General features: G+C 45.3%; 29 protein-coding genes and 1 riboswitch. All 29 genes read right to left on the bottom strand.

What is annotated here, in order from left to right:
• Positions 1-7: 7 nt before the first annotated feature.
• The 29 genes from ASD40_RS19495 to ASD40_RS19355 all read right to left on the bottom strand — a co-directional run bounded on the left by ASD40_RS19495 (position 8) and on the right by ASD40_RS19355 (position 26,259).
• Entirely contained in the window at positions 8-235 is a 228-nt protein-coding gene (locus tag ASD40_RS19495; protein ID WP_029194101.1) for a DUF7667 family protein, read from the bottom strand.
• Between the two features lie 79 nt (positions 236-314).
• Complete coding sequence (locus tag ASD40_RS19490) at positions 315-665, bottom strand: spore coat protein (protein WP_057304818.1); 351 nt, start codon at positions 663-665, stop codon at positions 315-317.
• Between the two features lie 13 nt (positions 666-678).
• Positions 679-957, bottom strand: a complete 279-nt coding sequence (locus tag ASD40_RS19485) for a hypothetical protein (RefSeq protein WP_057304817.1) — start codon at positions 955-957, stop codon at positions 679-681.
• A gap of 1,022 nt (positions 958-1,979) precedes the next feature.
• Complete coding sequence (locus ASD40_RS19480) at positions 1,980-3,164, bottom strand: DNA sulfur modification protein DndB (protein WP_057304816.1); 1,185 nt, start codon at positions 3,162-3,164, stop codon at positions 1,980-1,982.
• On the bottom strand, positions 3,164-4,318 hold the full coding sequence (locus ASD40_RS19475; RefSeq protein ID WP_057304815.1) for a DNA sulfur modification protein DndB: 1,155 nt from the start codon (positions 4,316-4,318) through the stop codon (positions 3,164-3,166). The genes ASD40_RS19480 and ASD40_RS19475 overlap by 1 nt, the downstream gene beginning before the upstream one ends.
• Before the next feature lie 91 nt (positions 4,319-4,409).
• Positions 4,410-5,585 (bottom strand): aminotransferase class I/II-fold pyridoxal phosphate-dependent enzyme, encoded by a 1,176-nt coding sequence (locus ASD40_RS19470; protein ID WP_057304814.1) that lies wholly within the window; start codon positions 5,583-5,585, stop codon positions 4,410-4,412.
• Between the two features lie 67 nt (positions 5,586-5,652).
• Entirely contained in the window at positions 5,653-6,750 is a 1,098-nt protein-coding gene (locus ASD40_RS19465) for a site-2 protease family protein (protein ID WP_057304813.1), read from the bottom strand.
• A gap of 7 nt (positions 6,751-6,757) precedes the next feature.
• The gene (locus ASD40_RS19460) at positions 6,758-7,123 is read right to left on the bottom strand and encodes an arsenate reductase family protein (RefSeq protein ID WP_057304812.1); all 366 of its coding nucleotides are present in this window, start codon (positions 7,121-7,123) and stop codon (positions 6,758-6,760) included.
• Positions 7,124-7,250: 127 nt separating this feature from the next.
• Positions 7,251-8,192, bottom strand: a complete 942-nt coding sequence (locus ASD40_RS19455; RefSeq protein ID WP_057304811.1) for an RluA family pseudouridine synthase — start codon at positions 8,190-8,192, stop codon at positions 7,251-7,253.
• Complete coding sequence (locus ASD40_RS19450; RefSeq protein ID WP_057304810.1) at positions 8,189-8,758, bottom strand: cob(I)yrinic acid a,c-diamide adenosyltransferase; 570 nt, start codon at positions 8,756-8,758, stop codon at positions 8,189-8,191. Before ASD40_RS19450 ends, ASD40_RS19455 begins: the two co-directional genes overlap by 4 nt.
• 2 nt (positions 8,759-8,760) lie before the next feature.
• A complete protein-coding gene (locus tag ASD40_RS19445; RefSeq protein ID WP_057304809.1) occupies positions 8,761-10,365 on the bottom strand; it encodes a cobyric acid synthase in 1,605 nt (534 codons plus the stop codon).
• Positions 10,366-10,369: 4 nt separating this feature from the next.
• Positions 10,370-11,464 (bottom strand): threonine-phosphate decarboxylase CobD, encoded by a 1,095-nt coding sequence (gene cobD / locus ASD40_RS19440; protein WP_057304808.1) that lies wholly within the window; start codon positions 11,462-11,464, stop codon positions 10,370-10,372.
• Between the two features lie 523 nt (positions 11,465-11,987).
• On the bottom strand, positions 11,988-12,839 hold the full coding sequence (cobS, locus tag ASD40_RS19435) for an adenosylcobinamide-GDP ribazoletransferase (protein WP_057304807.1): 852 nt from the start codon (positions 12,837-12,839) through the stop codon (positions 11,988-11,990).
• Positions 12,812-13,801, bottom strand: coding sequence for an adenosylcobinamide-phosphate synthase CbiB (gene cbiB, locus ASD40_RS19430; RefSeq protein ID WP_057304806.1), 990 nt, complete (start codon positions 13,799-13,801; stop codon positions 12,812-12,814). Before cbiB ends, cobS begins: the two co-directional genes overlap by 28 nt.
• A gap of 31 nt (positions 13,802-13,832) precedes the next feature.
• Positions 13,833-14,393 (bottom strand): bifunctional adenosylcobinamide kinase/adenosylcobinamide-phosphate guanylyltransferase, encoded by a 561-nt coding sequence (gene cobU / locus ASD40_RS19425; RefSeq protein ID WP_057304805.1) that lies wholly within the window; start codon positions 14,391-14,393, stop codon positions 13,833-13,835.
• Positions 14,394-14,460: 67 nt separating this feature from the next.
• Positions 14,461-15,534 (bottom strand): nicotinate-nucleotide--dimethylbenzimidazole phosphoribosyltransferase, encoded by a 1,074-nt coding sequence (cobT, locus tag ASD40_RS19420; RefSeq protein WP_057304804.1) that lies wholly within the window; start codon positions 15,532-15,534, stop codon positions 14,461-14,463.
• 23 nt (positions 15,535-15,557) lie between these two features.
• Positions 15,558-16,334: an ABC transporter ATP-binding protein gene (locus ASD40_RS19415; RefSeq protein WP_057304803.1), complete on the bottom strand. Its 777-nt coding sequence runs from the start codon at positions 16,332-16,334 to the stop codon at positions 15,558-15,560.
• 5 nt (positions 16,335-16,339) lie between these two features.
• Positions 16,340-17,377, bottom strand: coding sequence for a FecCD family ABC transporter permease (locus ASD40_RS19410; RefSeq protein ID WP_057304802.1), 1,038 nt, complete (start codon positions 17,375-17,377; stop codon positions 16,340-16,342).
• A 1-nt stretch (position 17,378) separates the two neighbouring features.
• Complete coding sequence (locus ASD40_RS19405; RefSeq protein WP_057305105.1) at positions 17,379-18,392, bottom strand: ABC transporter substrate-binding protein; 1,014 nt, start codon at positions 18,390-18,392, stop codon at positions 17,379-17,381.
• A 152-nt stretch (positions 18,393-18,544) separates the two neighbouring features.
• Positions 18,545-18,697: riboswitch (cobalamin riboswitch) on the bottom strand.
• A gap of 32 nt (positions 18,698-18,729) precedes the next feature.
• A complete protein-coding gene (locus ASD40_RS19400) occupies positions 18,730-19,257 on the bottom strand; it encodes a hypothetical protein (protein WP_057304801.1) in 528 nt (175 codons plus the stop codon).
• A gap of 61 nt (positions 19,258-19,318) precedes the next feature.
• Positions 19,319-19,585, bottom strand: coding sequence for an aspartyl-phosphate phosphatase Spo0E family protein (locus ASD40_RS19395; RefSeq protein WP_057304800.1), 267 nt, complete (start codon positions 19,583-19,585; stop codon positions 19,319-19,321).
• Positions 19,586-19,653: 68 nt separating this feature from the next.
• Positions 19,654-20,859 (bottom strand): aminotransferase class I/II-fold pyridoxal phosphate-dependent enzyme, encoded by a 1,206-nt coding sequence (locus ASD40_RS19390; protein WP_057304799.1) that lies wholly within the window; start codon positions 20,857-20,859, stop codon positions 19,654-19,656.
• Between the two features lie 15 nt (positions 20,860-20,874).
• The gene (locus ASD40_RS19385; RefSeq protein WP_057304798.1) at positions 20,875-21,366 is read right to left on the bottom strand and encodes an Lrp/AsnC family transcriptional regulator; all 492 of its coding nucleotides are present in this window, start codon (positions 21,364-21,366) and stop codon (positions 20,875-20,877) included.
• 182 nt (positions 21,367-21,548) lie between these two features.
• Positions 21,549-21,845: a hypothetical protein gene (locus ASD40_RS19380; protein ID WP_156390115.1), complete on the bottom strand. Its 297-nt coding sequence runs from the start codon at positions 21,843-21,845 to the stop codon at positions 21,549-21,551.
• Between the two features lie 168 nt (positions 21,846-22,013).
• Positions 22,014-22,925 (bottom strand): cysteine synthase A, encoded by a 912-nt coding sequence (cysK, locus tag ASD40_RS19375; RefSeq protein ID WP_057305104.1) that lies wholly within the window; start codon positions 22,923-22,925, stop codon positions 22,014-22,016.
• 83 nt (positions 22,926-23,008) lie between these two features.
• A complete protein-coding gene (locus ASD40_RS19370; protein WP_057304796.1) occupies positions 23,009-24,322 on the bottom strand; it encodes an MFS transporter in 1,314 nt (437 codons plus the stop codon).
• A 118-nt stretch (positions 24,323-24,440) separates the two neighbouring features.
• Positions 24,441-24,941 (bottom strand): hypothetical protein, encoded by a 501-nt coding sequence (locus tag ASD40_RS19365; RefSeq protein WP_057304795.1) that lies wholly within the window; start codon positions 24,939-24,941, stop codon positions 24,441-24,443.
• A 138-nt stretch (positions 24,942-25,079) separates the two neighbouring features.
• Positions 25,080-25,499 (bottom strand): DUF350 domain-containing protein, encoded by a 420-nt coding sequence (locus ASD40_RS19360; protein WP_057304794.1) that lies wholly within the window; start codon positions 25,497-25,499, stop codon positions 25,080-25,082.
• A gap of 79 nt (positions 25,500-25,578) precedes the next feature.
• Positions 25,579-26,259 (bottom strand): PspA/IM30 family protein, encoded by a 681-nt coding sequence (locus tag ASD40_RS19355; RefSeq protein WP_057304793.1) that lies wholly within the window; start codon positions 26,257-26,259, stop codon positions 25,579-25,581.
• Positions 26,260-26,368 lie beyond the last annotated feature (109 nt).

Here is a 26,368-nt window from a genome sequence, read left to right as displayed (position 1 = left end):
GGTTAGGTCAGTGCTTGGGTTCAAGCTTTTCGATGCGCTCGCAAATTTCATGCAGCCAATCATAGTCTCCGGTGAGCGAAGCACAGAGCGATAAATTTTCCAATTTCAAACGGTTCCATACATATGTCGCGTTAGCTTCCATACACAGCAGTAATTCATCTTGCTCTGCTCGTGTTAGCTCGCGCGCTCTGCGTAATGTCCATAACTCCGCCATACGTTGATGAACGGCCAACATGGTCTTGGATACCCTCCTGCTAGTTAAGTAGCTACATTAAGCAGTATGGTCAAAAATGGGAAGACTGAAACAATATGATCTACTGAATGGTTGTGCCTTGATATGGGAATTGCGTTGAATAGTTAGAAAACTGTTGAAAGGCTTGATCCAGTTTCGTTTGTTCTTCGGCCTCTAATTTGTAGTGCCCTTTTCTGAACATCATTTCAAATAGTTCATATTGACATTGATGTGTCTCGTTCAAAATCGTCATAATATCCTGGTGTAGGGAAGTGTGACTTGCTTCTCTGGCAGATACGTTAAAGCTATCCGTTAAGTATTTTTCCGTCGCCAAAATATCGTTTACCCGGTCACGATCATTCAACTCGGGACCTTTGACTTGCGGCTCACTGGCAGGTTTAGGATTTTTGATGACTTGTGGATTCTGATTCATATACGATCCTCCTTCATTGTTGTGGTTGAGGAACTTTTTTCATTTCCTCTGTATTATTGTTTTGCAGGTGTTTTAATAAGAGCATGTAATGTTTTTGATGCATTTGACCCGCCTTATCAATCAATTGTCTAATTTCTGAATCCGAGCATTCCTGTGCAAAATGACGGCATTTCTTCATGGCTAAGAGCTCCCACGATAATTGGTCCTTTAAATACTGAGAGTCCTTGGTTGTAATTACCTGAGGTGGTACCTGCATAATGGTGTTTTGTTGTTGTTCTTGTTGAGTTTGCATGTTGTCTCCTTTGTTTTTTCGAGAATACGTATAGCATGCACAAATTAATAAATTTTTATGACAAAGTTTGGATAATCAGGGACAGCCTTTTTCCAGTTCAAATTTTAAATCACTGTTGTGTAAACAGGCACAGTCAGCTTATTTCCGTCCATTCTTCAACCTTTTTAGGTGAACAGTTTCATGCGGGAACCCTTGGATTCTGACCACCTTGTGACTGGGAGCTAATTCTATACTATCTGAAGGTGATCAACTGGAGTGTACTACGAATCCAATCATCGAATTATTGTAAAATGCAAAGATACACAAAAGTAACAAGCGATGTTGTGTTTAGGAGACAGTCGATTGATTCATTATGCCTCCTCACAACTGGTATTCAAAACACCAAAATTTCGATTTTAGAATCATTCAGCTACCGTGAGGGCAAATAGACTATAGTAGTTACCAATGTTGTATTATCTACAACAATTCACACGCCCAAAGGCTATTTCGCAACTTGAAGTTGCATTCTGTACAACATTTTAAACCCAATTGTTGCGAAGTGGCCTGTATAGGACCAAATTGTTGTACATGATACAACAACGAAGGGAAAAAGGCGAGATTTAGGCTGCAATTGTTGTACTTTATACAACATCATTCAACCGCGAATAGGCTTTCATTCAATCCAGCAACCTCAATTGAGCTTATATATGAGGATTGAGCTCGATTTAAGACACCTTCATGACTACAAGATTGGATGAATGAATCGACGGTTTCTTTAGTACAACATTATTCAAGCTTCTCAGCTCTATCTGAGGAGAATGTTGCAGGAAATACGACAACTCCCCCAAAAATGAGCTGATTTGGATGAAAAATCATTTAATTCTTGTACAAAAATCTTCGATTTTCCGGGAAAATATCAAGAGAATTGTTGTACGCTGTACAACTCCCAGGCAAACAAGCAGGGAATAAGTCTCCCCCCGCGCCCCTTAAACAAAAAACAGACAAATGAGGTCAATCTCTCATTTGTCTGTTTATCTTTGTTTTTATGATGCAGACGAAGCCACATCATCCTCATCCGTACTTCCGCTATCCGTGCCTTCAAGGAAGAATTGAACAAGCTTCACATGCTTTTTCAGCGATTTCTCATGGATAAGATTGATCTTACCGTTATCCAACGCGCCAAATACGTAGATCAATTCCTCATTGTCATGTGACCAATCGAAGCCTTCCAGAATCTGCAAAGAGTTCGTCCATTCCTCGTTATACTCTCCGTTCGGGAATAAGAAGCGATTGGCATACAGCGCAATACTTTCTTGAATCACACGGTTTGCAGATGTATACTGCGCCAAGCCTGGTTGCTCTGGCATCATCGGCAGGAGCGTATTAAAAAATTGGTGCAATATTTCCACATACGTCGATGGATCGTGGCGAATTTTACGTTGAAGCTCATAGGATGGCTGCATTCTGCCTGAAAATAGCATCGTCGCCGTCGCATATAACCAGCTGAAACACGTAAAGTTACGATTGAACGAAGTCAAATTGTTGCGACGCTCAACACCGGCTGCTTTGAGATACACATTATGATCGACAACCTGTTGAATAACCAGATTTAACGGATCAATGGAGTCGAAGGAATGACCAAGCTCTTTGCTCACCAGTTGGACTTTGGAGTTAATGTCGCCGAACAACTGCTGCTCTTCTTCCTCAGTTAAGCCTATATAGATTTGCACAGCAAGCTGTGTTTCCATCAAATCTAGACGTCTTCCTTCAAGCTGATTAATTGTACCTTCTGTTTCCTCAACCTCTTGCCTAATTTCAGCATCCTCTGGGAACTTCCGTTGCTTGATCTTTAGCACAACTAATTTTTTCTCATACCGTCTAACTTCCTTTTGCATCTGATCATTCACATAGCCTAGCGCTAGAATACGATGCTGACCGTCCAAAATAGACAGCTTGGAGCCATGCTTCAGAAGGAATTCCTTCTCGCCCTTGGACAGTTGATTCACTTCACGCAATGACAGTGTAACAGGTCCGAAGAACACATGATCGAGCTCCCGCTCCTGCAAATAGGTGGAGATTTTGCGTCTTTGCATGTTGCTCAGCTTACGCTGCACCATAGGGTCAATCATCGTATAATTCAGCAGATCCTGAACGCGTAAAGCTACAGTTGAAAGTCCGAACTTATCGCAAAAAGGATGAATGGTCATCTTAAGGCGTAATCCTTCCATTAGCTCACGTCCTCCTTGGAATTGTAAGAATCGGCATCGCTGATAAGAAATGCATTCTGATCTTGATAAAAGTTTTTGATGTAGTTGTAGGCTTTCATAATGCGAGTCCGTCTCGGTAACCGATCCTTCTCTTCTCCCGCATAAATGTTGTTCCAATTTACATGAGGAAGTATTTTCAATACATGCTCAAGTGCATAGCGATTAAATTTACCTGGTTTGGTAGCTTCTTCATGCATAAACATGGCTAGTGCAATTTGGATATTCTCTGACCATACGATTTCACCCTTCGTTGGTTCGGGCAAGTAATTCAGTAAGCCATTGAAATAGGTTCCCGCCAAGGATACAAGATCCTGCAGCTCTTTATCCTCATATTGATAGCCATTATTGCGCGCTGCTGATTTCATTCTGCCTTCAAACAAAGCAATCAATATTTCGATCAACAAGTGATAGGAGAACAAATACTCAGGTGACTTACCGCGTTCAGAGAACATATCTACAGTCAGCTTCTGCATAGCTGGCGCTTTGGCTGCAAGCTCCGACGCAGCAACGTGATAGAATCTGCGCTGATCGCGAAGTACCGCCAGGTTGCCGCCAAGCTTACGCGGAAGCTTATTAATGTCAGAGAACAACTGACGCTCTTGACGAGCATTAATGTCCAAATAGGTCATAGTTGAGATAGGGAAAGCGTACAAACGGCGCAGCTTCTCCGTGATCTCTTCCATCTTGTCGTACTCACGACGATCCTTGGCACGAGCCATTTGACTTTGTAATGTCTCCATAATGCGTTGGAAAGCGGCCAAACGATGCTGACCATCTACGACATACAATTTCTCAATAGGCTGCAATCGAAGCGCTTGTTGGTCTTCGTCATAATGACCTGCACCTCTTGCCGAGAATATGATTCCCGGGAAATAAATAGGTTGGCGATCTTCTAAATACAAATTAACATAATCAATTAGTTTAGAAAGATTACGCGGAATAATCGCACGTTGAACTTCTAAATCAACTTCATAGATTGAAAATAGTTTGCTCATAGGCAGCGTAGCTGCAATTGTTGCTTGCCCAAATGTTTGCCCCAAAATTCCGGGAATTTCTACGAACGATGAAGGCTTCTGCTCTGCTAAGAGCTCCGATAATGAGGAAATGGCATCCATATGCTTACCCCTTTCAACAAATAAGTTTTATTTCATTACTTAAACATCTATATGTCTCTCATTCTCCTATTTTTACCAATATCTCTAATTTTCATTCTAATGTACGAAGCCAATCTCCTATTCGCTTTGCCGCCTCAAGTAATCGACCCACTTCTTGTACCAATGCGATTCGTACAAAGCCTTCTCCCTCGGCCCCGAAAGCGTCTCCAGGAATAACGACAACACCAGCATGATATAACATTTCCCGGGAAATTTGTCGAGATGTCCATCCTTTTGGAATTGGAGCCCAGATAAACATAGTTGCCTTGGGTGGCGGTATGATCCAACCCGCTTCCGCTAGTGCCGAGATCAACACATTTCGTCTTCTTTCATACACATGGGCAACAGAGTGATTATGCTCCATGTCTTCCTCTAATGCTGCAATTCCAGCTGCTTGAATGGCACTGAATACACCATAATCGATATTGGATTTCAGTGTTTTAAGAGCCTTTACTGCACTTGCATTTCCGGTTAAGAAAGCGATTCGGCAACCTGCCATATTAAAACTTTTTGACAGTGAATGAAACTCGACAGCAACCTCCTTAGCGCCTTCAATCTCCAAAATGCTAATCGGCCGGTAGCCGTCAAAAGCCATTTCGGAGTAGGCAAGATCGTGTACGACAAGCAAGTCATGCTTCTTGGCATAAGTAATCAAATGCTCAAAGAAAGCGCGATCTGCAACAGCAGACAATGGGTTGCTTGGATAGTTAAGCAGGATGAATTTAGCCTTAGCAGCCACGTCTACTGGAATGTCCTCTAATTGGGGTAAAAAGTTGTGTTCTGCGCGCAGCGGCAGCAAGTAAGGTTCGACTCCCGCCAGCACGAGACTTGCCGAATATATGGGGTAACCTGGATCAGGGACAATGGCAATGTCCCCAGGATCACAGAGTGAAAGCGCTAAGTGAGCAAGACCATCTTGTGAACCCATCAGAGTCAATATTTCACTTTCCGGACTCAGTTCTACACCGAATCTATAACTGTACCATCTGGCTACCGTTTCGCGAAACGCTAAACTTCCTTCAGATGTTGGATAACCGTAATGCGCCGGGTTCCGAACGGCTTCTGTAATCACTTCAATAATTCGATCAGAAGGAGGTAGATCAGGACTTCCTATACCTAAATCTATGACGTCTACCCCTTGGTTCATAACCTCTCTCTTCCAATCTGCTACTTCTGAAAAAATAGCCGATCCTAGCTGACTAAGTCTCTTTGATCCTGTAATTTTCATGGCTATTATCCTCTTTATGATGAATTCACTTCATTTCATTAATTAATAGGGCGAGAATTGCAAAGCGTTAGTCGATAATTCCCACTTGATGTACAAGTCTTATCATATAAAGCAAAAACAAAACGAGCGCAAGATAAGCGATTCCGAATTTCCAACGGGTTTTCGCAGGGACTTCATAGTAAAGCTCCTGAATCCCAAGAGGTGAATAATCCACTTTTACTTGTAACCCTAAATAAAACCCATTCTCTTTCTGCATACGTTCCACTTTGATTAACTGAACTCTTTTGATAATAGATTGCTGAGGCAATAAAGCATGACCCTCGAATCCGATCCCCTGCCAATACAACACAATGGTTTGTCTACCTTCCCCAGGACCCTGCAAATCCGAGTAAGTCGTATATTCTAAATCCCGCGTGTGATTTTCACCCGGAATGATATACCCCTGCTGGAGCAAATGGTCAGCCCCAAAATCAAACCGTGTGGAAACCGAAAGAAGCTCTTCTCGATTTCTGTATTTCACGTATTTTTTATACAAATCCCAGGCAAACATGGCCCAAATCACAAAGAAAATAAGTTGACTTACACGGCTATTTATATAGAAAATAAATACCAAACCACCGATTAAACCTAGAATCCATAACCAACGAGTTACTGCTGTAGAAATTCGCCCGCCATCTAAAGGATGAATAGGGAGTAAATTAATTAAATTTAAATAGAATGCGGCATAGGCAACCGAAACAATGACAGGAGAATCCGTATATACACCCAAACCAAAAGCGGCAACGCCACCAATGGTCCCAAGAATAGGCCCTCCTATGCCAATAAAGGCTTCTGTTGCTGCATCGGTAGGATTCTTTTTCATTGTAATCAGTGCTCCAAGAAAAGGAATAAATACGGGCGCTGACACGGGAAGCCCCTTTATCTTGGCAGCGAACACATGACCGAGTTCATGTATGAGAATCATCAGAACAATGCCTATTGCGAAGGGCAGCGGAGCGAGATAGGCATAAGCCCAAATAGTAATGAACATCGAGATGATGGCCCCGCCAGCCTTACCAAACTTAAGTAAGCCTAAGAGCAGCTTCCCTTGGGATAATAGAACAGCTATGAAACCGCCAATGGCTAATGGTGACTTTTTACCTGCTGGTTTCTTCTTCTCTTCCAACCTAAGATCACCCCTTCGCCCATACTTCGTCATACTCTGCTTCCTTGAAGCCCACTGTAACTTTATGGCCATCGGTTACGATTGGACGCTTAATCAACCTGCCGTTCGAGGCGAGCAATTCGAGCATTTGCTCTTGCGACATGCTGGGAAGCTTGTCTTTCAGGCTCATCTCCTTATATACTTCTCCGGAAGTATTAAAAAACTTTTTGATTTCCAGACCGCTATCACTAAGCAGCTTTGCCAATTCCTTGGCAGAGGGCGGCTTTTCGAATAAAGGAACACTTTCTGTGATATCTACATGATGCTCTTTCAACCACTTTACAGCACTACGGCATGTCCCGCATTTATCGTAACAAAATATTTTTACTCCCATGATGTTTAAAGCTCCTTTAAGTCTAAGATGAAATGAAACGGACTACTTAAAATTCTGATCTAATTGATAAGGAAAGTCAAGTTATAACAAAGAAAAACCATCCTCAAAAGGGATGGTTTCTGTTTATTTAGTTACTTTCCTCCAGCCATGCTTGCAAAACAGTTAAATCCGCAGGCAGAGGAGCATGAAACTCCGTCCATTCCCTTGTTCCTGGATGCACAAAGCCCAGTTTATAAGCGTGCAGAGCTTGGCGACCCAGCCTTCTACTTGCTTCAACTGCTGATAAACTTTGCTCAAACTCTGGAAGTGTGTACATTTTATCTCCAAGCAGCGGATGTCCCAAATGGCGCATATGCACACGAATTTGATGTGTCCGTCCGGTTTCAAGCCATATGCGTACTAAAGCAGCATGCGCGAATTGTTCCACGACCTCATAATGAGTTACTGCCGAATATCCGTCAGCGGTCACGATACGAACATGCGGTTGTTCAGGATCGCGATCAATGGGTTCATTGATCGTACCGCTTTTCGCTGTGACTACGCCCCATACAAAGGCCAGGTATTCTTTTTTCACCTGGTGTTGAATCATCTGCTCTGATATTTGCTGATGCACATAAGGCGTCTTTGCAATTGCCAGTACACCTGACGTTTCTTGGTCTAGCCTATGCACAGGGCGGAAACGGCACGTAATGCCCGCTTGCTGCCAGTGATACACAACGCCGTTGGCGATTGTGTTCAAATAATGCCCATGCGTCGGATGTACGATGATACCGGCATCCTTGGCTAGTATCAACAGATGCTCATCTTCATGCAGAATGTGCAGAGGAAGATCCTGAGGCAAAATATCCTCAGATTGCTCCTCTTCCATACGAATCTCTACACGATCGCCTGCCTTCACCTTAATGTTGATGTATTGTCTAACCCCATTCACCGTAATGCCCTGCTCGGTTAGTTTAATGCGGGATAGCAATTTGCGGGAGACCATCAATCTTTTTTGCAGCACCGTCTTGAGAATGAAGCCCTCTTCCTCCGGCGGTACGATGTATACTAACGGTTCATAATAACTCATGATTTACGTCTAAACACCTCAGCGCTGCGCACATACTCCACATCCGTAATACCTTCACGGTGATTCGCAGTGCGAGCAATAGTGAAGAACAAATCGGACAGTCGGTTCAAGTATCTGCGCACTTCTGGATTAATTGCCTGTGTTCGCGCTAGTGTTACCACCCGGCGTTCTGCTCTACGGCATACGGTACGGCAAACATGAAGTGTGGATGAAACGGTACCTCCGCCCGGCAAAATGAATCGTGTAATATCCGGTGTTTCGGCATCGTATTTATCAATCCAAGTCTCAAGCATATCAACCATTTCTGCCGTTACTTTATATGGGCGCAGCTCTTGCTTCAAGAGGGCCAGATCGGAACCGCAATCAAACAATTCATGCTGCACCTGCAGCAAATCCGGGAGTAAATCAGGATACTTCTCAGGATCCATAAAGCTCATCGCCTGACCTACATAACAATTCAGTTCATCCGTCGTGCCATAAGCCTCAACACGATCATCGTCTTTATCTACACGACCACCGATTACGCCAGTTTGCCCCGCATCTCCAGTTCGAGTATAAATTTTCATTTTCAAGCATCCTCCCTTTTCCAAGGCTTTGATATATCCATCATCTCATAAACACGGTTCATATCCAAGTGACATCTAACGTGGTCAGCCAATCTATCGAAAGCAGCTTCTCGGCGTTCCTTAAAACGAAGACCACCCTCGATTAGGGATAATCCTTTATGCTTGCGAATACGATTTAACCAGGCTCTGCGGAAGTCATCATTATGCAAAATCCCATGTAAATACGTCCCCCAAACACGTCCATGATCCGCAGCTGCCCCGTCTCCGTGCAGAACGTTATCAATGCTTTCATCATCGAGGTTGGTAAAAGCCTTAATCTGGAAAGGTGTTACTATATCTTGCAAATAACGTGTACGTCCCATGTGGATTTCATAGCCATCAATGACAATCTCAGAGTTATTTTCAGCAAAAAGTGTGCTGCTTCCCTGAACTTGAACCGTCCGTTTATCGGAAGTAAATACAGTCTCCGTTGGTAAAAGCCCTAGTCCCTCCAGCTCAGGATGATCTGATTCGTAGCCGTTTGGATCAAGAAGCTTGGCGCCCAACATCTGATAGCCTGCACAAATACCGGCGACCCAACCATTCTCTTTTTGCGCGAACATCTTCACACGCTCTCCCAGACCAGATTCGTTCAAATACCTTAAATCGTCCATGGTATTCTTGCTGCCTGGGAGCAAAACGACATCCGGTTCCCCCCATTCGGATAGGTGGGTAATATAGCGGAAATGGACATCTTTCTCCTCTTGCAGAGGATCGAAATCCGTAAAATTAGAGAGACGTGGCAAGCGAATGACCGCGATATCCAGCTGATCTGCCAGTTTCCCTTGAGAGCTCTCATTCCGCTTACTCTGCATGCGCTTGGAATCCAGTGAAGCTGAGTCCTCATCCTCAATGCCTAACTGAGGCAGATAAGGAATGACCCCAAGAACTGGCTTCCCCGTCCTCTCTTCTAGCCAATCCAAGCCCGGTTTCAGCAGACTAACATCTCCACGAAACTTATTAATAATAAAGCCTTTAACTCGGTCTCTTTCCTCCGGCGTCAAGATCTCCAAAGTGCCTACGATGGATGCAAATACACCTCCACGATCAATATCAGCAACAAGAAGCACAGGAGCGTCCGCCCAACCCGCCAAGCGCATATTTACAATATCACGATCCTTCAGATTAACCTCAGCTGGACTTCCCGCCCCCTCAAGCACCACTACATCATATTGACTGCGCAGTCGGATTAAAGCTTCCTTCACAATCACTTCAGCCTGTGGCAAATAGGTCTCTCTATAAGTCCTTGCATCTAGATCAGAGTAAGGCTTCCCGTGAACAACGACCTGAGCAACCATGTCTTGCTTCGGCTTAAGCAGGATCGGATTCATATCCGTTGTAGCTAAAATACGGCAGGCATCCGCCTGCACCCCTTGTGCTCGGCCAATCTCTTTGCCATCAAAAGTAACATAAGAATTAAGGGACATATTTTGCGACTTGAATGGCGCCGTCTGCCAGCCGTCTTGAACTAGAATACGGCACAGTGCTGCCGTTAGAATGCTTTTACCCACGTCGGAAGCTGTGCCTTGGACCATCAGTGTTGCAGCTTGCACAGTCTTATTCGTCATCAGCTTACCCCCGGTTCTGCGTTAATTCTGCCATCATGTGATGCAAGCCAGCTATTAAGCGTTGGTTGTCTTCGCGTAGGCGTATCGCAACCCGGCAATAGCGTTTATCGAGACCTTCAAAAAGGGAAGCATCTCGGATTAATATCCCTTGATGCCCCAAATGCTTCTGGGCCATCTTCACATCGATACCCGTCCGCTCGGGAAATGAAAAAAGCAAAAAATTCACATCACTAGGCACAACCTCAAGACCCAATTGCTCGAGCTGCTGGGTGAGCCATGGCTTCTCTTCCTTCAACCACTGCCAGCTGGACAGCTCAAAATCCACATCATCAAGCACGGCTGTTCCGATGCGCTGAGCTAAATAGTTTACGCTCCACTGCACCTGCAGATGTTGGATTTGCCGAATCCTATCGGGGTGAGCCACCATAAAGCCTAAGCGTATGCCCGGGATGGAATAAAATTTCGTCATCGAACGGATGACGACAAGCTGCTGACTTGTGGAAGCGAGCTTGAGTAAAGAATGTTCCTGCTCATTTGGTACAAAATCCATGAATGCCTCATCGAGCACCAACCTTCGGTTACTCTCCATAAGCATATCCAACACCTGACGAGGGACTAGCTTCCCTGTTGGATTATTCGGATGCCCTAGAAAGAACAAGTCCACAGCTGAAGTGGCGGCTTCGATTTCTTCCTGCTGCAATTCAAAATTGTGCATTTGCGATAGAGGGATGTTGTAAATACCGCCACCTGATTTATGAACCGCTTCCTCGTACTCACTAAAAGAAGGCCTCGCTAATCCGGTAACAGAGGGCTTTAACACTCGCGCAGTCAGATCGATCAGCTCCGCTGCCCCGTTTCCAACGAGAATGCTTTCCACCCCTATATCATATTTCAACGAAAGCTTGTTTCTCAGCTCACGCACAGCGGGGTCGGGATATTTGACCATATCGCGCAACCCGTCTCTGAGAATATGTTTAACAACCGAAGGAGGACCTAACGGATTCATATTCGAGCTGAAATCCAAGAATTGCTCCTTCGGACGGCCAAAGGCTTCTTCTGCCGTCCAGAGATCGCCTCCATGCCCATAGCGTTCTAGCATGATATTCACTCCTTCTTTTTGGTATGAGTTAGGATGAAACATAGTTTGTATTTTCGTGACCGTCGATTCGTTCGTCCAATCTGGTTCTTCATGGAGGTGTCTTAATCGGTGAAAAAATGAATCCTATGCTCTGTTGAATGATGTTGTAAAAAGTGCAACAATTACTGCCTAGATCGCGCCATTCTCCCTTCATTGTTGCATGTTGTACAACAATTTGGCCCTATTCAGGCAATTTCATAATAAATAAGTTCGAAATGTTGTACAAGCTGCAACTTCAACATGCGAAACAGCCTTCAGAAGTGTGAATTGTTGTAGAAATTACAACACTTGTAACTACAATAGTCATCTACCCTCACAAAGCCGCTGATCGAGTCAATAATCGAAATCCGTCACCCTAAAATGTCCATTGGAGATGTTCAGCCTTATTGATTTCATATGCACGGGCTCATAGAGACTCAACCAATCGAGCCTATTCTTCAATCCCAATTCCAAAGGCAACTCCCTTGTTCGGGATGTTACAAACCTACATGTGGGAAGCCGCGAAAATGCTAATGCCCAATAAAAGTAATGTCTCGAGGAGTTCATTCAAAGCACCATATGTATCTCCGGTTAAACCTCCTAATTTACGGCTTATATATGTGGCCAAAAGATAACCTGTTAAAATTGTGCCTATAGCAAAGCTAAAAGTGATAGTTAAACCATTGATGATGGAAAAAGATGTAACGCTATTCTCTGCTAGCCATGTGGGAAATATAGTAACTAAAAGAGTAGTGGCAAAAAGGGCTACTAATCCAGAAAAGGTCACATGCCATTTGGTAACTCCGCGAAAAAAACTCCCTAATCCTGAGTCTCGCCGGGCGTAGGGCCAACCTTGAATAGCTGCAACCATAAACCAACGACTCCAGATGGGAACAATGGCAAGTAAGAAGTACACACCGCCCATTCCACCAGTACTCAGCAAGGTATAAAGAAACGAAAATTTGAGGAGCAGATGGAGAACACAAACGATGACACCCATGGCGCCTACGCGACTGTCTTTCATGATTTCTAACATCTGTTCACGGGGTCTGTGACTAAGAATACCATCAGCGGTATCCATTAGCCCGTCTATATGAAGGCCCCCTGTTAAAACAACCCAGAACCCCAGCAGCAGAACGGCTGCGGGCATCGCAGGCAGGACGAGGCTTAACCCCTCGCCTGCAAGGAGTAAAAGAAGACCGATGACGAATCCCGCTAGCGGATAGAATATCACACTTCTTTGGAACACTCGGTCTGTATAGTCAATTTGCACAGGAATCGGCAAACGGGTTAAAAACTGAAAGGCTGCTATGCAAGCACGCAGCCAGTCTAGTAAAACAGTACGAGTAGTATGCACAGCAATCCTCCCATCACTACAAAGCTGACGCCGTAAAGCATCCTCACGGCGTAGACAATATCCTGCTGCGCTAGCTCCCGCAGCGGCCAGCCCAGGCGGGCGCGCTCACTCGCAGCGCCGCCATAGACGTTCAGCCCGCCAAGCTCAATTCCGAGTGCCCCGGCTACCGCCGACTCCGGAATTCCGCTATTCGGGCTGGGGTGCAGGTGCGCGAAGCGGCGAATCGCTGCCGCTGCGCGCTTCGCCGAGAGGCCCGGCTGCAGCAGGGCGACGAGGACTAACAGGAGGCCGGTCAGCCGAGCCGGGATCCAGTTCATAACGTCGTCCCAGCGGGCCGACGCCCAACCGAAATGACGGTATCTGTCATTTCGGTAGCCGACCATCGAATCCAGTGTATTCGATGCCCGGTACAGCATAGCGAGCGGTGCTCCGCCGATCAGCGCATAGAACAAGGGCGCGATGACCGCGTCCACGATGTTCTCCGCCACGGTCTCCACAACCGCGCGTGTCAGCTCTTCCTCGCCGAGCTTATCCGTATCGCGGCCTACGATGTAGCCCGTGTACTTGCGAGCATCTGCGAGATTACCTGTACGCAGCGGATGGTAAACTAGATAAGCAGCATCTTTTAATCCTTTAATAGCTATCGTTGTGGAAATGAACCACGTAGAGACCAAGTATCCGAGCCACTCATGGATCGAGCGAGCAGCAAGAATAAGCAGCAGCATCACGCAAAAGCTAAGCAATACAGTAGAAACAGTAAGCATGACACCCTTCGTTCGCACCCATCCAGACGATATAACTGACGTCTCGTTTCCTTTGTGTAATTTGCCTTCTACCCAGCGAATGAAGCGTCCGATGAGAATAACCGGGTGTGTCGGCCACTTCGGATCACCAATCAGCCAGTCCAACGCAATGGCAGCAGCCGTCATACTAACGATTTCCTGCCAAGAATATATCCACATATTGATCACCGTTCTATACCTTAAGACTTATTCATTCCAGTCGATAAGCTCTGCTTTTTAGCTCCATGGGTATGCCAACCGTGACAAGGAATACCTGCTCACATACCTCAGCTAAGCGTTGATTCATTCGTCCTGCCAGGTCTCGAAAACTGCGGCCAAGCGGATATTCCGGCACAATGCCGTCGCCTACTTCATTCGTAACCAAGATGAGGTTTCCACGGTAGGAAGACACTGCTTCTACGAGCTCGTCAATGCGTTTCATAACTCGAACAGAAGCATCTGCTTCTCCCTCATGATGGAGCAACCAGTTGGACAGCCAGAGTGTCAAACAGTCGACCAAGACCACAGCATCCTCCCCGCTCTCCTGCATATGGAGCAGCAGCTCCCGCAGCTGGAAAGGCTCCTCCCGGGTATCCCATGGATACCCCGAGTCAAGCCTCATCTGCTGATGCAGCTCAACCCGCTCCTTCATTTCCTCATCATAGATGTGGGAAGTCGCGATATAAACCCCTCGTTCGCTGCCATGCATGGCGAGCTTCTCCGCGAAAGAACTCTTGCCGCTGCGCGCGCCGCCCGTAACCAAAACTGCCATGGCGCCTTCGCCTCCTTATCAATGCTTACTGCGTAAGCTTGCCTTTTACCGGCATATCGCCACGAGGCTAACCCCGCGACACGCCTGCGCTTTCGAATGTCGCCATTTCCTTCATGATCTTGCCTGCGGCATCGATCAAGTTAAAGGCAAGCACCGCGCCCGTTCCTTCGCCCAGGCGCATATCCATCTGCAGCATCGCTGCGAGGCCAACCGCTTCGAGCAGCTTCGCATGTCCCTGCTCCTGCGATAAGTGCGAGGCGAGCATATAGGACGCGCTTAGCGGTGCTAATCGGCTCGCCACAAGTGCAGCTGCCGACGAGATGAAGCCGTCGACGACCACCGGACAGCGATTCTTCGCTGCGCCCAGAATCACGCCAACAAGTCCGGCGATCTCTAGTCCCCCGACCTTCATCAACACGTCGAGCGCATACTCAGCGCTTGATCTATTCACCTCACCTACACGAAGCTCATTCACATCCAGCGCCTTATTCACAACCGATTGCTTATGGAGCCACCTTTCATCATCAATGCCCGTTCCTCGGCCAACAGCAACGCTGGCATCCAAGCCCGTCAAAGCACACAGAATCGCTGCACTGGCCGTTGTATTGCCAATCCCCATCTCTCCCATAGCAAAGAGTCGATAGCCCTTTTCCACCAACTCATCTACAACTTCCACACCAGCTTGTATTGCCTGTACAGTCTCATCCAACGTTAATGCCGCTTCACGCGCCATATTACGTGTCCCTTTTCTTACTTTACGAGAGACGAGATTAGGATGCTCCAGATCAGCATTAACCCCCATATCGACACAGACAACTTCAGCGCCGGCATGTCTGGCAAGAACGTTGACAGCAGCTCCGCCATATAGGAAATTAAGCACCATTTGAGGCGTTACTTCCGCCGGATATGCACTAATCCCTTCTTCACATACGCCGTGATCTCCGGCCATTACGATGACCGCTTTTTTCTCAAAAATCGGCATCACTTCGCCCGTAATTCCAGCAACCTGACGCGCAATATCTTCCAGTTTCCCTAGACTTCCCTGCGGTTTCGTCAATTGATTCAAATGCTCATTCGCTTGGTTCACCACATCTTGATGAACAGGCTTAATGCTATCTATAATCGCTTGCAACTTATCCATGACTGTGTCCTCCGATAGCTCAACTATTTTCCTGGCTGTAATAAAATTTGCGGCGCATCGTTAACGGGGTGCTGCAGGACAATCGGTTCAGTTCCATACACTTCGCTGATTAATCTGCTGGTAATGATTTCATCAGGGGTTCCTATCGCTGCAAGCTCGCCATTATGTACAACCATTAATCGCGTGCAGTACTGCGCAGCCAAATTCAAGTCATGCAGGACAGCCACAACCGTCAACTCAGATTCTCTCTGCCATTCCTTAATGTAGTCCATCATCTGTACTTGATATCCGATATCCAGGAACGTTGTTGGTTCATCCAGCATAAGCAGCCGTGGCTGCTGCGCCATCACTTTAGCAAGCGCGACACGCTGCCGTTCACCGCCGCTGAGGCGCTCGATTGTTCGATCAATCAGCGGTTCTAAGTGCAGCTTCCGGACAATCCCATCAATTAAACCTTCCGCATCAGCCGACTCCTCACCAAGCCAATTCTGAAAAGGATATCTGCCCATTTCCACCACTTCACGGACCGTAAAGCCTACTGGAGGCAGCGCATCCTGCTGGAGGACAGCAAGCCATCTAGCCAGCTCTTTCCGTGAGTAAGAAGATACTAATCGGCCATCGAGGTCAACACTTCCGTTTTTAACAGGATCAATCCCTGATATTAAACGGAGTAGCGTCGACTTACCGCTGCCGTTTGGCCCAATAATGCCAAAAAATTCACCCTGCTTGATCTCAAAGCTGATGTTCTCCAGCACTTGTTGTTCCCGAAAGCTTTGGGAAAGGTGCTCCACTTTAATCATCTTGATCAACCTCTTAACGTTTTCTTATCCTTTTGGAGCAAATAAGCAAAAAATGGCGCACCCAAAAATGCCGTAATGACTCCAAGCGGAATTTCGGTTGGACTCAGCAGGGTACGGGCAAGTGTATCTGCCCAGAGGACATAAATGCCGCCACCAATTGCGGACAATGGAATAATCAACCGATAATCCGGACCTACTATTAGTCGGACTAAATGCGGCACGATGAGCCCGACAAAGCCGATTACACCTGCAACGGATACCGCAGCGGCAGTAAGGAATGTCGCCACAATAAGTACAATTAGCTTCGTACGCTCTACATTAACACCGAGATGTGACGCCTGACGTTCACCCAGAGCTAGTAAATTTAACGACCTTGCATAGCTAAGCAGCACGACAAAACCGATAATTAAATAGGGTGCAATGATATATGTATACGACCAGCCTCGCATGGCCAAGCTGCCCATTAGCCAGAAAATAATTTCATTAATGACTTGATTGGAAATAGACACCATGAAGGATACGATTGCCCCTAGAAAAGCCTGCATGACCACGCCAGATAAAATAAGCGTCTCCATCTTCAGCTTCCCTTCGATCTGAGCAAGCTTAAGAACCAGAAATAAAGAAATAAGTCCCGTTACGAAGGCAACAATAGGGATCGACCATTGCCCAAACCACGCCACTTGCAGTCCAAAATAGATTAAAAACGCAGCTCCTACAGAAGCCCCCGAGGATACACCGAGTGCATAAGGATCCGCAAGCGGATTGCGCAGCACACCTTGAAAGGCTGCTCCTGCGATTGAGAGGGATGCCCCTACTAGAATCCCTAGTAAAACACGGGGAAATCGTACTTTATTGATGATTTGTTCCGACGATTGCGGCCAGTTTGCATGGATGTGATCTCCCAGCCAAGGGATATGCTTGGCGAGAATACTGGCGATTTGCAGTACAGGTAGATTAGCGGTACCCAGTGACAAGCTCGCCACAATAGAAAGAAGAAGGAGTATAACCCCTACTCCTCCCCATAGCATTAATTTTCTTTTCATTTTATTTCACCAGTTCAGGATAAATGCCTTTCGCCATTTCAAGCAATCCATCGGTCAGTCTTGGACCCGGACGGCTTAGCATGTTTTGGTCGAGGCCAACTACCTGCTTATTCTTCACGGCATCAATAGCATCCCAACCGCTTCGTGTGCGGATAATTTCATCTAGTGATTTCTTGCTCTTACTATCGACTACTCCATTGGCGAACAGAATCACACCAGGGTTTTGTTGAATGATTTTCTCTTCACTGATTTCATACCAACCACTTTTGTCTCCCGCAACGTTAACACCGCCAGAAATCTTGATCAATTCATCCATAAACTCGCCACTGCCCACCGTCCATCCCGGGGCAAATTCAATGTATACCTTTTTCTTGTTCTCTTGTTTCACGTCTTTCACCGCATTAACAACCTTTTGACGGTCCGCTTTCATTTTATCGACAATTTTTTCCGCTTGTTCCTGATGATCGGTAATCAATCCGAAGGTTTGTATGTCAGCAATGGCATCATCTACCGTTTTGGGCTCCACTTTAAACACGTTGATATTTAAAGCACGCAGCTTTTCTACCGTATCAGGTTTCATCGAAACCCCCGTGAATACAACATTCGCGTTAGCTGCGATCACCGCTTCTTGGTTAGGTTTCGTTATGCTGCCTAATTTCGGTTTTGTTTTAGCCGCTTCTGGATAATCATCATAATCAGATACACCAACAATATTAGCCTCCAGCCCAATTGCAAAAAGAGCTTCAGTTTCCGCCGGGGACACGGATGCAATACGCTCAGGCGCTTTATCAAATGTAAACTCCTTGCCCGTAGCATCCTTTATTTTCAATGGATAGACCGTCTTTTTGGCTGCTGTTGTTGGTGTCGTCGTTGCAGCAGGAGCTTTCGTCCCCTCTCCGCCAAGCTTAGACGGATTAGAGATCTCCGTTTCCTTTTTACCGCAAGCTGCGAGACTGATTGCTGTTACTAAAGCTACTGTAAGAATAAATGCTTTTTTTACTGAATTCCTTTTCATCTTGTAAACCCTCTCTCTAAACAATTTATGTCGATTGACCCTAACAAAAAAGCCCCTTTGTTCTCGAAGGAACAAAGGGGACGATAAATCGCGGCGATCAGCAACCCTGGGATTGCTTCCTGATTTAACGCGATCCTTTTCCTCGAAGGATGTCGTAAACGGCACCATGGGCAGGTATCCTGACTCTCCTGGCGACCTATGCCTGGATTACAGTGGCGGGACCGCGCCGGACTTCAACCGGCTTCCCTTTTAAGTGGCAACCTCTTCATAATGAGCTTACCAGCACCTATGGCTGCATATTTTACTATCAATCTATTTGTCGATTATAGACTTCTTGTTACTTTTGTGCAATTACTTTGAGCACTTGCTTCGACTCACTCAGCTTCGGAGCATTTTGAGGAATGAAAGCCACCAAGCCTTTCCCTTCAAAACCTTGCTCTTTCATCCATTTGTTTCCTGCAAGAGGAATACCATATAGATGCTTTTCAGCTGGCTTGCCCTCTTCAGCTATTTGAATAACGCCATCCGGATAATCTTCCGGTTTGATCGTATCATCCAATGAAACAAAACCTGCTTGATTACTTAAAGATTTGAATTGATCTTCAGCAAGAATGAAGATGCCGTTGCCTCCTGCAGCCAGTTCCACAATCATTTTTTCCAACGAGAATATAGGCGATGTATTGACTTTGACTGTAGGAACCTCGCCCACCTTCGATTTCAAAGCACTCTCCAGCTTGTCCCCCGCTTCACTTGGAAAACCATTAGAACCCATAATAAATATAGATACATCCGGCTTCGGCCCGCCGCAACCCGTAAGCATTACCATAAGCCCCACCATCATAACCAACAGCCATTTCACTTTCATGTTGTGAGCGTACCTCCGTTTGTTATCTGAATCTATCGATAGTCGCGAGAAAAGTCGGTTTTCACCGACTTTTTTTCCCATTATGCATATATTCATTTATTTTTTGGTCTAGGATTGTGCTCAATTCAACAACGGAATCAGATGTCATTTCTTTCCCATCAAAAACCATCTGTTCTAACTTGCGTCGCAGAGAATGAATCTCTTCTTCTAATAAGGTAAGGGAGTTTTGCTTCTTCGCACGCTTGGTTAACCAACTTTGTCCGAAATCCTGTTCTCGAATTTGAAAATGTTTTTGATAGGTTGATAGTTGATATTCCATAAAAGCCATGCTCATCCCTCCTTACTACAAGAATACCAGTTTTCATCAATAATGAACATATTTATTTACGTTATTCATTACAATTTTCTCATAAAATTCCCAATTCTCTCTAATGCTTCATTTAGTTGAGAAACACTATAGGCATAGGAACAACGTAAGAAGCCTTCTCCGCCTAAACCAAACACATCTCCAGGCACAGCAGCAACCTTTGACTCAAATAATAGCCGCTGCGCAAACTCTTCTGACGTTAATCCTGTAGCAACAATACTTGGAAAAGCATAGAAAGCGCCTTGTGGCTCATGGCATTCGAGACCAATATCTCGGAACCCTTTAACGATCAAACGTCTGCGTTGGTTATAGGACTCGATCATCCGATCTTTCTCTTCCATGCCATTCGTCAACGCCTCGTGAGCAGCAACTTGACCCATAACTGGTGCGCACATCACCGTATATTGATGAATTTTGGTCATCGCCGAAATCAGCTCCTTGTGACCGCAGGCATATCCCATACGCCAGCCTGTCATGGCAAAAGCTTTGGAGAACCCGCTAACCAAAATTGTCCGGTCTCTCATGCCAGGAATAGCCGCGAAGCTCACGTGCTTCTGACCATAAGTCAGCTCGGCATATATTTCATCGGAAATGACAATAAGATCGTTCTCTTCAATGACTTTGGCAATCGGAAGCCAATCCTCATAGGTCATAATACCGCCTGTTGGATTACTAGGATAGCAGAGAATTAATATTTTGGAGCGTGGCGTAATCGCGTCGCGAAGTGCTTTCTCAGTCAGCTTAAACTGGTCCTTCGCGAAGGTCTCGATCCCAACAGCTACACCGCCGCTTATGCTCGTAATTGGGGAATACGAAATATAACAAGGCTCAGGTATAAGAATCTCGTCGCCCGGCGTTATCAAAGCTCGGAGAGCTAAGTCAATCGCTTCACTGCCGCCAACCGTAACAAGGACTTCATTCGATGGCTCATATTTCACTTTAAAGGACGTATGAAGATAATCGGCAATCGCTTCACGAAGCTCAGGTATACCTGAGTTTGGCGTGTATTTCGTTCTACCGCGTTCCAAGGAATGCACAGCTGCTTCGCGGACATGCCAAGGCGTTGAGAAATCCGGTTCCCCTACACCAAGCGAAATAATATCTTCCTTGCTGTTACTCACCAAATCAAAAAACTTCCGAATACCTGAAGGCTTCATTTCACGTACGGCAGGAGCGAGGTAGTCCTGCATCGATTTTACCTTATTCTGCTGTATCGTTATCTCATCCTTGATCATGGCGTTCCCTCTTCTTTACGGCGAAACGAGCATTCGGTGATCATTTTCCTGATCCTCGAATATAATGCCGTCTTGTTTGTATTTTTTTAATATAAAATTCGTCTTTGTTGAAAGTACACGATCAATCGGCGAAAGCTTGTTGGACACGAAAGAAGCAACTTGTTTGAGGGAACTGCCCTCAATTTCTACAAGTAAATCATAAGCGCCAGACATAAGATAAACCGATTTGACTTCTGGATATAAATAGATCCGTTCCGCGATAGCATCAAACCCGTGCCCGCGTTCCGGCGTAATTTGCACTTCAATTAGGGCGGTAACCTTTTCGTCATCCACTTTACTCCAGTTCACTACTGTCGCATATTTGACGATGACCTTATCCGCTTCCATCTCGCTTATCGCTCGCGCCACTTCGGCCTCCGCCGTTCCTAGCATAGTGGCGATCAAGTCCGCACTCCTGCGGGCATCTTCCTTCAGTAGTTCGAGAATTTTAAGCTTCAAAGCATCCATGGTTAAACCTACCTTTCTGAAATCTGATTCGTTCATCCTTTAATCTTACAATGAATTGCTGTCCTAATTCAATTACTGAGCTTGTTTTAGAGCGGAATATTTTTGTATAACCGAAATTTCCACCCACCTAATAGGAAAAAGGCCACCCGGATCTCCGAATAGCCTCATCTTATCTATAATCATCAGGATTGGCCGTGAACCAAACTAAACTTCGATTCGGCTTGCAACAATTTGTTCATCATGGTTTCAATTTCACGATGCTCATACGTAGGACGCACATGGACATGACATTCTTCCGTCATACACCCTATTCCTACAAGTTTATTCTCATCATAAACCGAAATAACATGCTCCGATTGGAAATCGTTCCAATTCACAATTGCTTGAGCTCCAAATGTTATGCATTCTTCTGTATATGTCTGTATAAATTCCTGGAATTGATCTTCTTCAGGAAGCGCATTAATATAGGCTAATTTCACTGTATTTCCACCTTTCATCCCAAACCATCTTATACTTATAATTATACTCAATTATGTATTTTTATTCAACATTCTTTCATTAATTTTTAATAAGAAATAATGAAGAACGGCCCATCCGAATCATTTGGATCCGGTGGGCCGCTCATATTAGTTAACTTTTTCATGAATTTAATCAAAAATGTCCATACTCAAATATCTTTCGCCCGTATCCGGAGCAATGCAGAGCACTCTCTTGCCCGCTCCTAGCTTACGGGCTATCTGCATACCTGTCCACACCGAGGCTCCGGCCGAAGGTCCTACTAGAATGCCTTCCTTGCTGGCCAGATCTTTCATGGTTCGGATTGCATCATCGTCAGTCACCTGCACGATCTGATCGTATATGCTGGTATTCAGAATAGCGGGTACGAACCCTGGACTTGTTCCAACAAGTTTATGCGGACCAGGGTTTCCCCCAGAAAGAACCGGTGAACCCTTCGGCTCTACCACGTAGATCTGGATATCCGGCAGCTTTTCCCGGAGCACCTCGCCTGTTCCAGTAATGGTTCCGCCCGTGCCTGATGTTGCTACGAATGCATCCAGACGCCCGTCCATTTGCTCCAGAATTTCCGGAGCCGTTGTCGTCCGATGAATGCTTGGATTCGCCGGATTCTCGAACTGTTGTGGGATATAACTGCCAGGTATCTGATCGCGCAGCTCCTTCGCTTTCTCAATCGCTCCCGGCATCCGCAGCGCGGCGGGAGTAAGTACAACCTCTGCGCCATAAGCCTTGAGCAGATTAATGCGTTCTTTGGTCATGTTGTCCGGCATGATCAGAATGGCCTTGTAGCCTCTGGCTGCCGCATTCATGGCAAGTCCAATGCCAGTATTACCGCTCGTCGGCTCGATAATCGTAGCGCCAGGACGAAGCAGCCCATCTTTCTCCGCCTGCTCGATTAAATTGAACGCAGCGCGGTCTTTTACACTGCCGCTTGGATTGAAATATTCAAGCTTCACATAGAGCTCCGCATCATTCGGACCTAACAACCGGTTAATCCGCACGGCCGGTGTATTACCTATCAGGTCTGTGATACTATTCACCATTTTTTTATGTGTCAAGGGTTACCCCCACCTCTTCCCAATAAAACAATCTATACCCACATTTTTATAGAGAAGCGTGAAAGATGTCAAGTTCTAATTACAGTTAACTGCTTCTTCATGAAGTACCAGCTGAACAGCGATGAACTGCCAATGATTAATAACAGTACGTTTATTACAAGCGGCGCCGTGCTCCACGAAATGACACAAATGAATAGGAGCACACCGCACACACGCCCCACATTAAGTGAAAGCTCACGAAGAACAACATATTCCTCCCGCTGCTTAGCGCTCACTTCATTTGAACCAATTAGATCGAATACAGCCGACACCATAGGCACCGAGTACATCGGAAAAAAGAGCGAAGCTCCTATGCCGAAAATAAGTAAAGTGCCATACCCCATTTTCCAAAAGAAAGGAATAATAACGGCTACAATCATAGCAGCGCCAATCAACATACTGATCTTGCGAAAACGCGGCTTAATAAATCGTCCCGCCGCCCAGAAACTCACTAATGATACCGCAGAAGTAATCAGTACAAAACTCCCTAAGCTCGCTTCACTTGATGTGGATATGTAGACGAGTAGTCCAATCATGAAACCAAAGACACCCTCTCGTACGCCTTGAAATACCAATGCTAAGCACACGCGCTTCCAAGGTGTCTCAGCTTGTCTTAGACAACGGAAGGGAAATAACCATTCGTAGGTACCTTGCACTTTCCGTTTTTTCAAAAAGAAACTGATAATCACGCCTAACAAATAGATACCTAACGAGATGGAAAAAATTAACCGATACCCAGCGCCATCTCCCAGACTCACTATTAGTAAACCTGAGATCCATGGTGCGATTATTCCTGCGCCAGAACCCAATAGCCCTACCCAACCATTGAACCGATCTCGATTATCAGGGTCCGTCACTTCAAAATAAACAACATTAAAAGCAACCCAGAATAAGCCAGCTGAAATCCCCTGTACCATCCCTAACCAGACAAAATAGTGAAAACTGCTTGCTCCAAGCCACAATACCAGCATATAAAAGCCCGCTGAAAATGCTACCCCGAGGCGTAAGCAGTTCATTTTATTGTGTTCCTTCACCCATTTCCCTGCCAACCAAAAAGTAAGCGCCATTGTTAAATGCGTTGTTAACGTAAACCAACCGATTAAAGCGTAGTCATTTTTGGCCTTCCACAAATACACACCAACGAAAGTACCCGACAAAGCATTTGCACTGCCAAATAACGAGTGAACAATCAGTAAAAGAATCGCCTGTGCATCTAGCCGACCTTTCTTTTGTGAACCTTTAATTTCGACGGTTCCTCTTCCACGGTTTTCAAAATAATTAGCTTTAGTGCCATCCTTTGCCCTGCCTTGTTGAACAAACGGCTTACTCTGATTCTTTTGCATACTCCTCCTCACCTTTCCCCACTGATCGAAATAGCTCTTGTTAAGCTTCCCCAATCGAGTGAAAATATGAGGCTAGGCATATAAAAAAACCGAATCCATAAAGGACTCGGTTCCACCGCTACTCCGATTTAATACGTTCAACCATGAGCAGTCGATCTGTATCAGATAAGATTTTCTCCACCTTAAAGCAAGACGGACATACAAAGACATTCGAAGTAAAGGGACCTGTTAGGAAAGCACTTCCTAACGTTTTGGGAATAACAGGAGTGAAAGAGGAGCCGCTCGTGACCTCAGTACCTGCAAACAACAACAGTTCATGACAGCTTGAGCACTCTGGCGCCTCTTCTTGTTCGTCAGTAATATGTTGAACTTTTTCTCCGTATTTATCGAGAGGTTCATCCGAATCATCCCAAGCTAATGACAAATCTTCATCCGAATCGGCATATTCTTGTTCATCAAAGCGGAGCGGTTGACCTGTTTGTTTCACCTTTAAATCGATGCTCCTATAATCATTCAGTTCATTAAAACAGTGCGGACATTCGTCCTCAGGTCCAATTTCCGGATCCCAAACGATCTCTGTTTGGCACCATGGACATACTATTTCTTCATTGCTGCTCATTACGTAATCCTCCAACCTAATGCATTCATGCATATTTCAATAAATAATAAACCCCTGCTGCCATAAATACAAATGCAATGGCAAACAAAGTGCCCCACAGGTATTTCATTGTTCATGCCTCCAAGATTATGTATGATTCTAAGTTACACAAGCTCCGACCACATAGGAAAGGGAGACAGATAGCGTCAAAGACAAGAAACCTACAGCGCGGTTATCTTTTTTGATTTCTTCATCGATTTTGAAATAAGGCGTCAAGAATTCAAAAATGAAGTAGGCAGCCAACAAAAGCAAGAATCCGTACCCTGCCCAGATGAGGGAATGAATCATCGTGTCATTGTTTAGGATAGCGAATCGGAACAGATTACAAATCCCAAAAATCTTCCCACCTGTAGCCATTGCTACAGATAAGTTGCCTTTTTTGATCTCAGCCCAGTCATCATATTTGGTGACCATTTCAAAAATCGTTAGAAATACAACAAGCGCGATTACAGCAACTGCAAAAAAGGCAAGCGTCGATAAATACGGGTTACTTAGCAATACATCCACCTCTTCGTTCATATCGTCTCCTGCCTTCCTTCGCGAAAGATAGAAGAGACTGAGTTTGACTCAGTCTCTCGCAGGTACTATTAGTATAGCATTAGGATTGTTTTTTTTCAGCAAGCTTTGCTCTCATAGCTGCTAATTCGTCATCAATTCCGCTGCTGCTTCCGCCCAGTTTGTCAAGCTCATCATCTAAGCTGCGGTTTTTAGCACGGATTTCACCGCTTGCTTGCGCTTCAGCTTCCATTTGAAGCACCTTCTCGCTCATACGGTCAAAACCTTTAGCTGCATTGTCCGTACCAAAACCAGACATCGCTTGATTGATTTGCTTTTGAGCTTTTGCTGTTTCAGCACGAGCAATCAACAAATCCTTCTTGTTTTTCATTTTGTTGAACTCGTCTTTCATTTCCGTCAATTGGCTGCGAAGTTGATCAGCATTCGTTTTCGCAAGATCATATTGGCGTTTCAATTCATCGTAACGGCCTTGGTGCTCTTTCTTGTCTTCCAGTGCGCGGCGAGCCAGGTCTTCATTGCCTGATTCAAGAGCTTTCATAGCTTGCTCAGTACGCTTAGTAACCATCTCTTCGGATTCTTCAAACTGAAGCTTGAATTTCTTCTCAATTGCGATCTGCTTAGCTACTGCAGCCTCAGCCTCCATGATATCTTCTTCCATGTCACGTAGAAACTGATTTAACATCTTAATAGGATCTTCTGCTTTGTCCAGCAAGTCATTTACCGAAGCCATTGTCATATCGCGAAGTCTTTTAAAAATTCCCATTTTTGAATTCCTCCTAAGGTTTAAAAACATGTATTTTAAAATTTGGGTATTACGAATGCTTATTTTTTTAATCACCGGTGCTTACACATATTACATACGCAGTCCCAAA

The organism is Paenibacillus sp. Root444D2 (assembly GCF_001426375.1).
Taxonomy (GTDB): Bacteria; Bacillota; Bacilli; order Paenibacillales; family NBRC-103111; genus Paenibacillus_E.
Note: the sequence above shows the minus strand (reverse complement) of the source record. Positions and strands in the feature narration are given on the sequence as shown.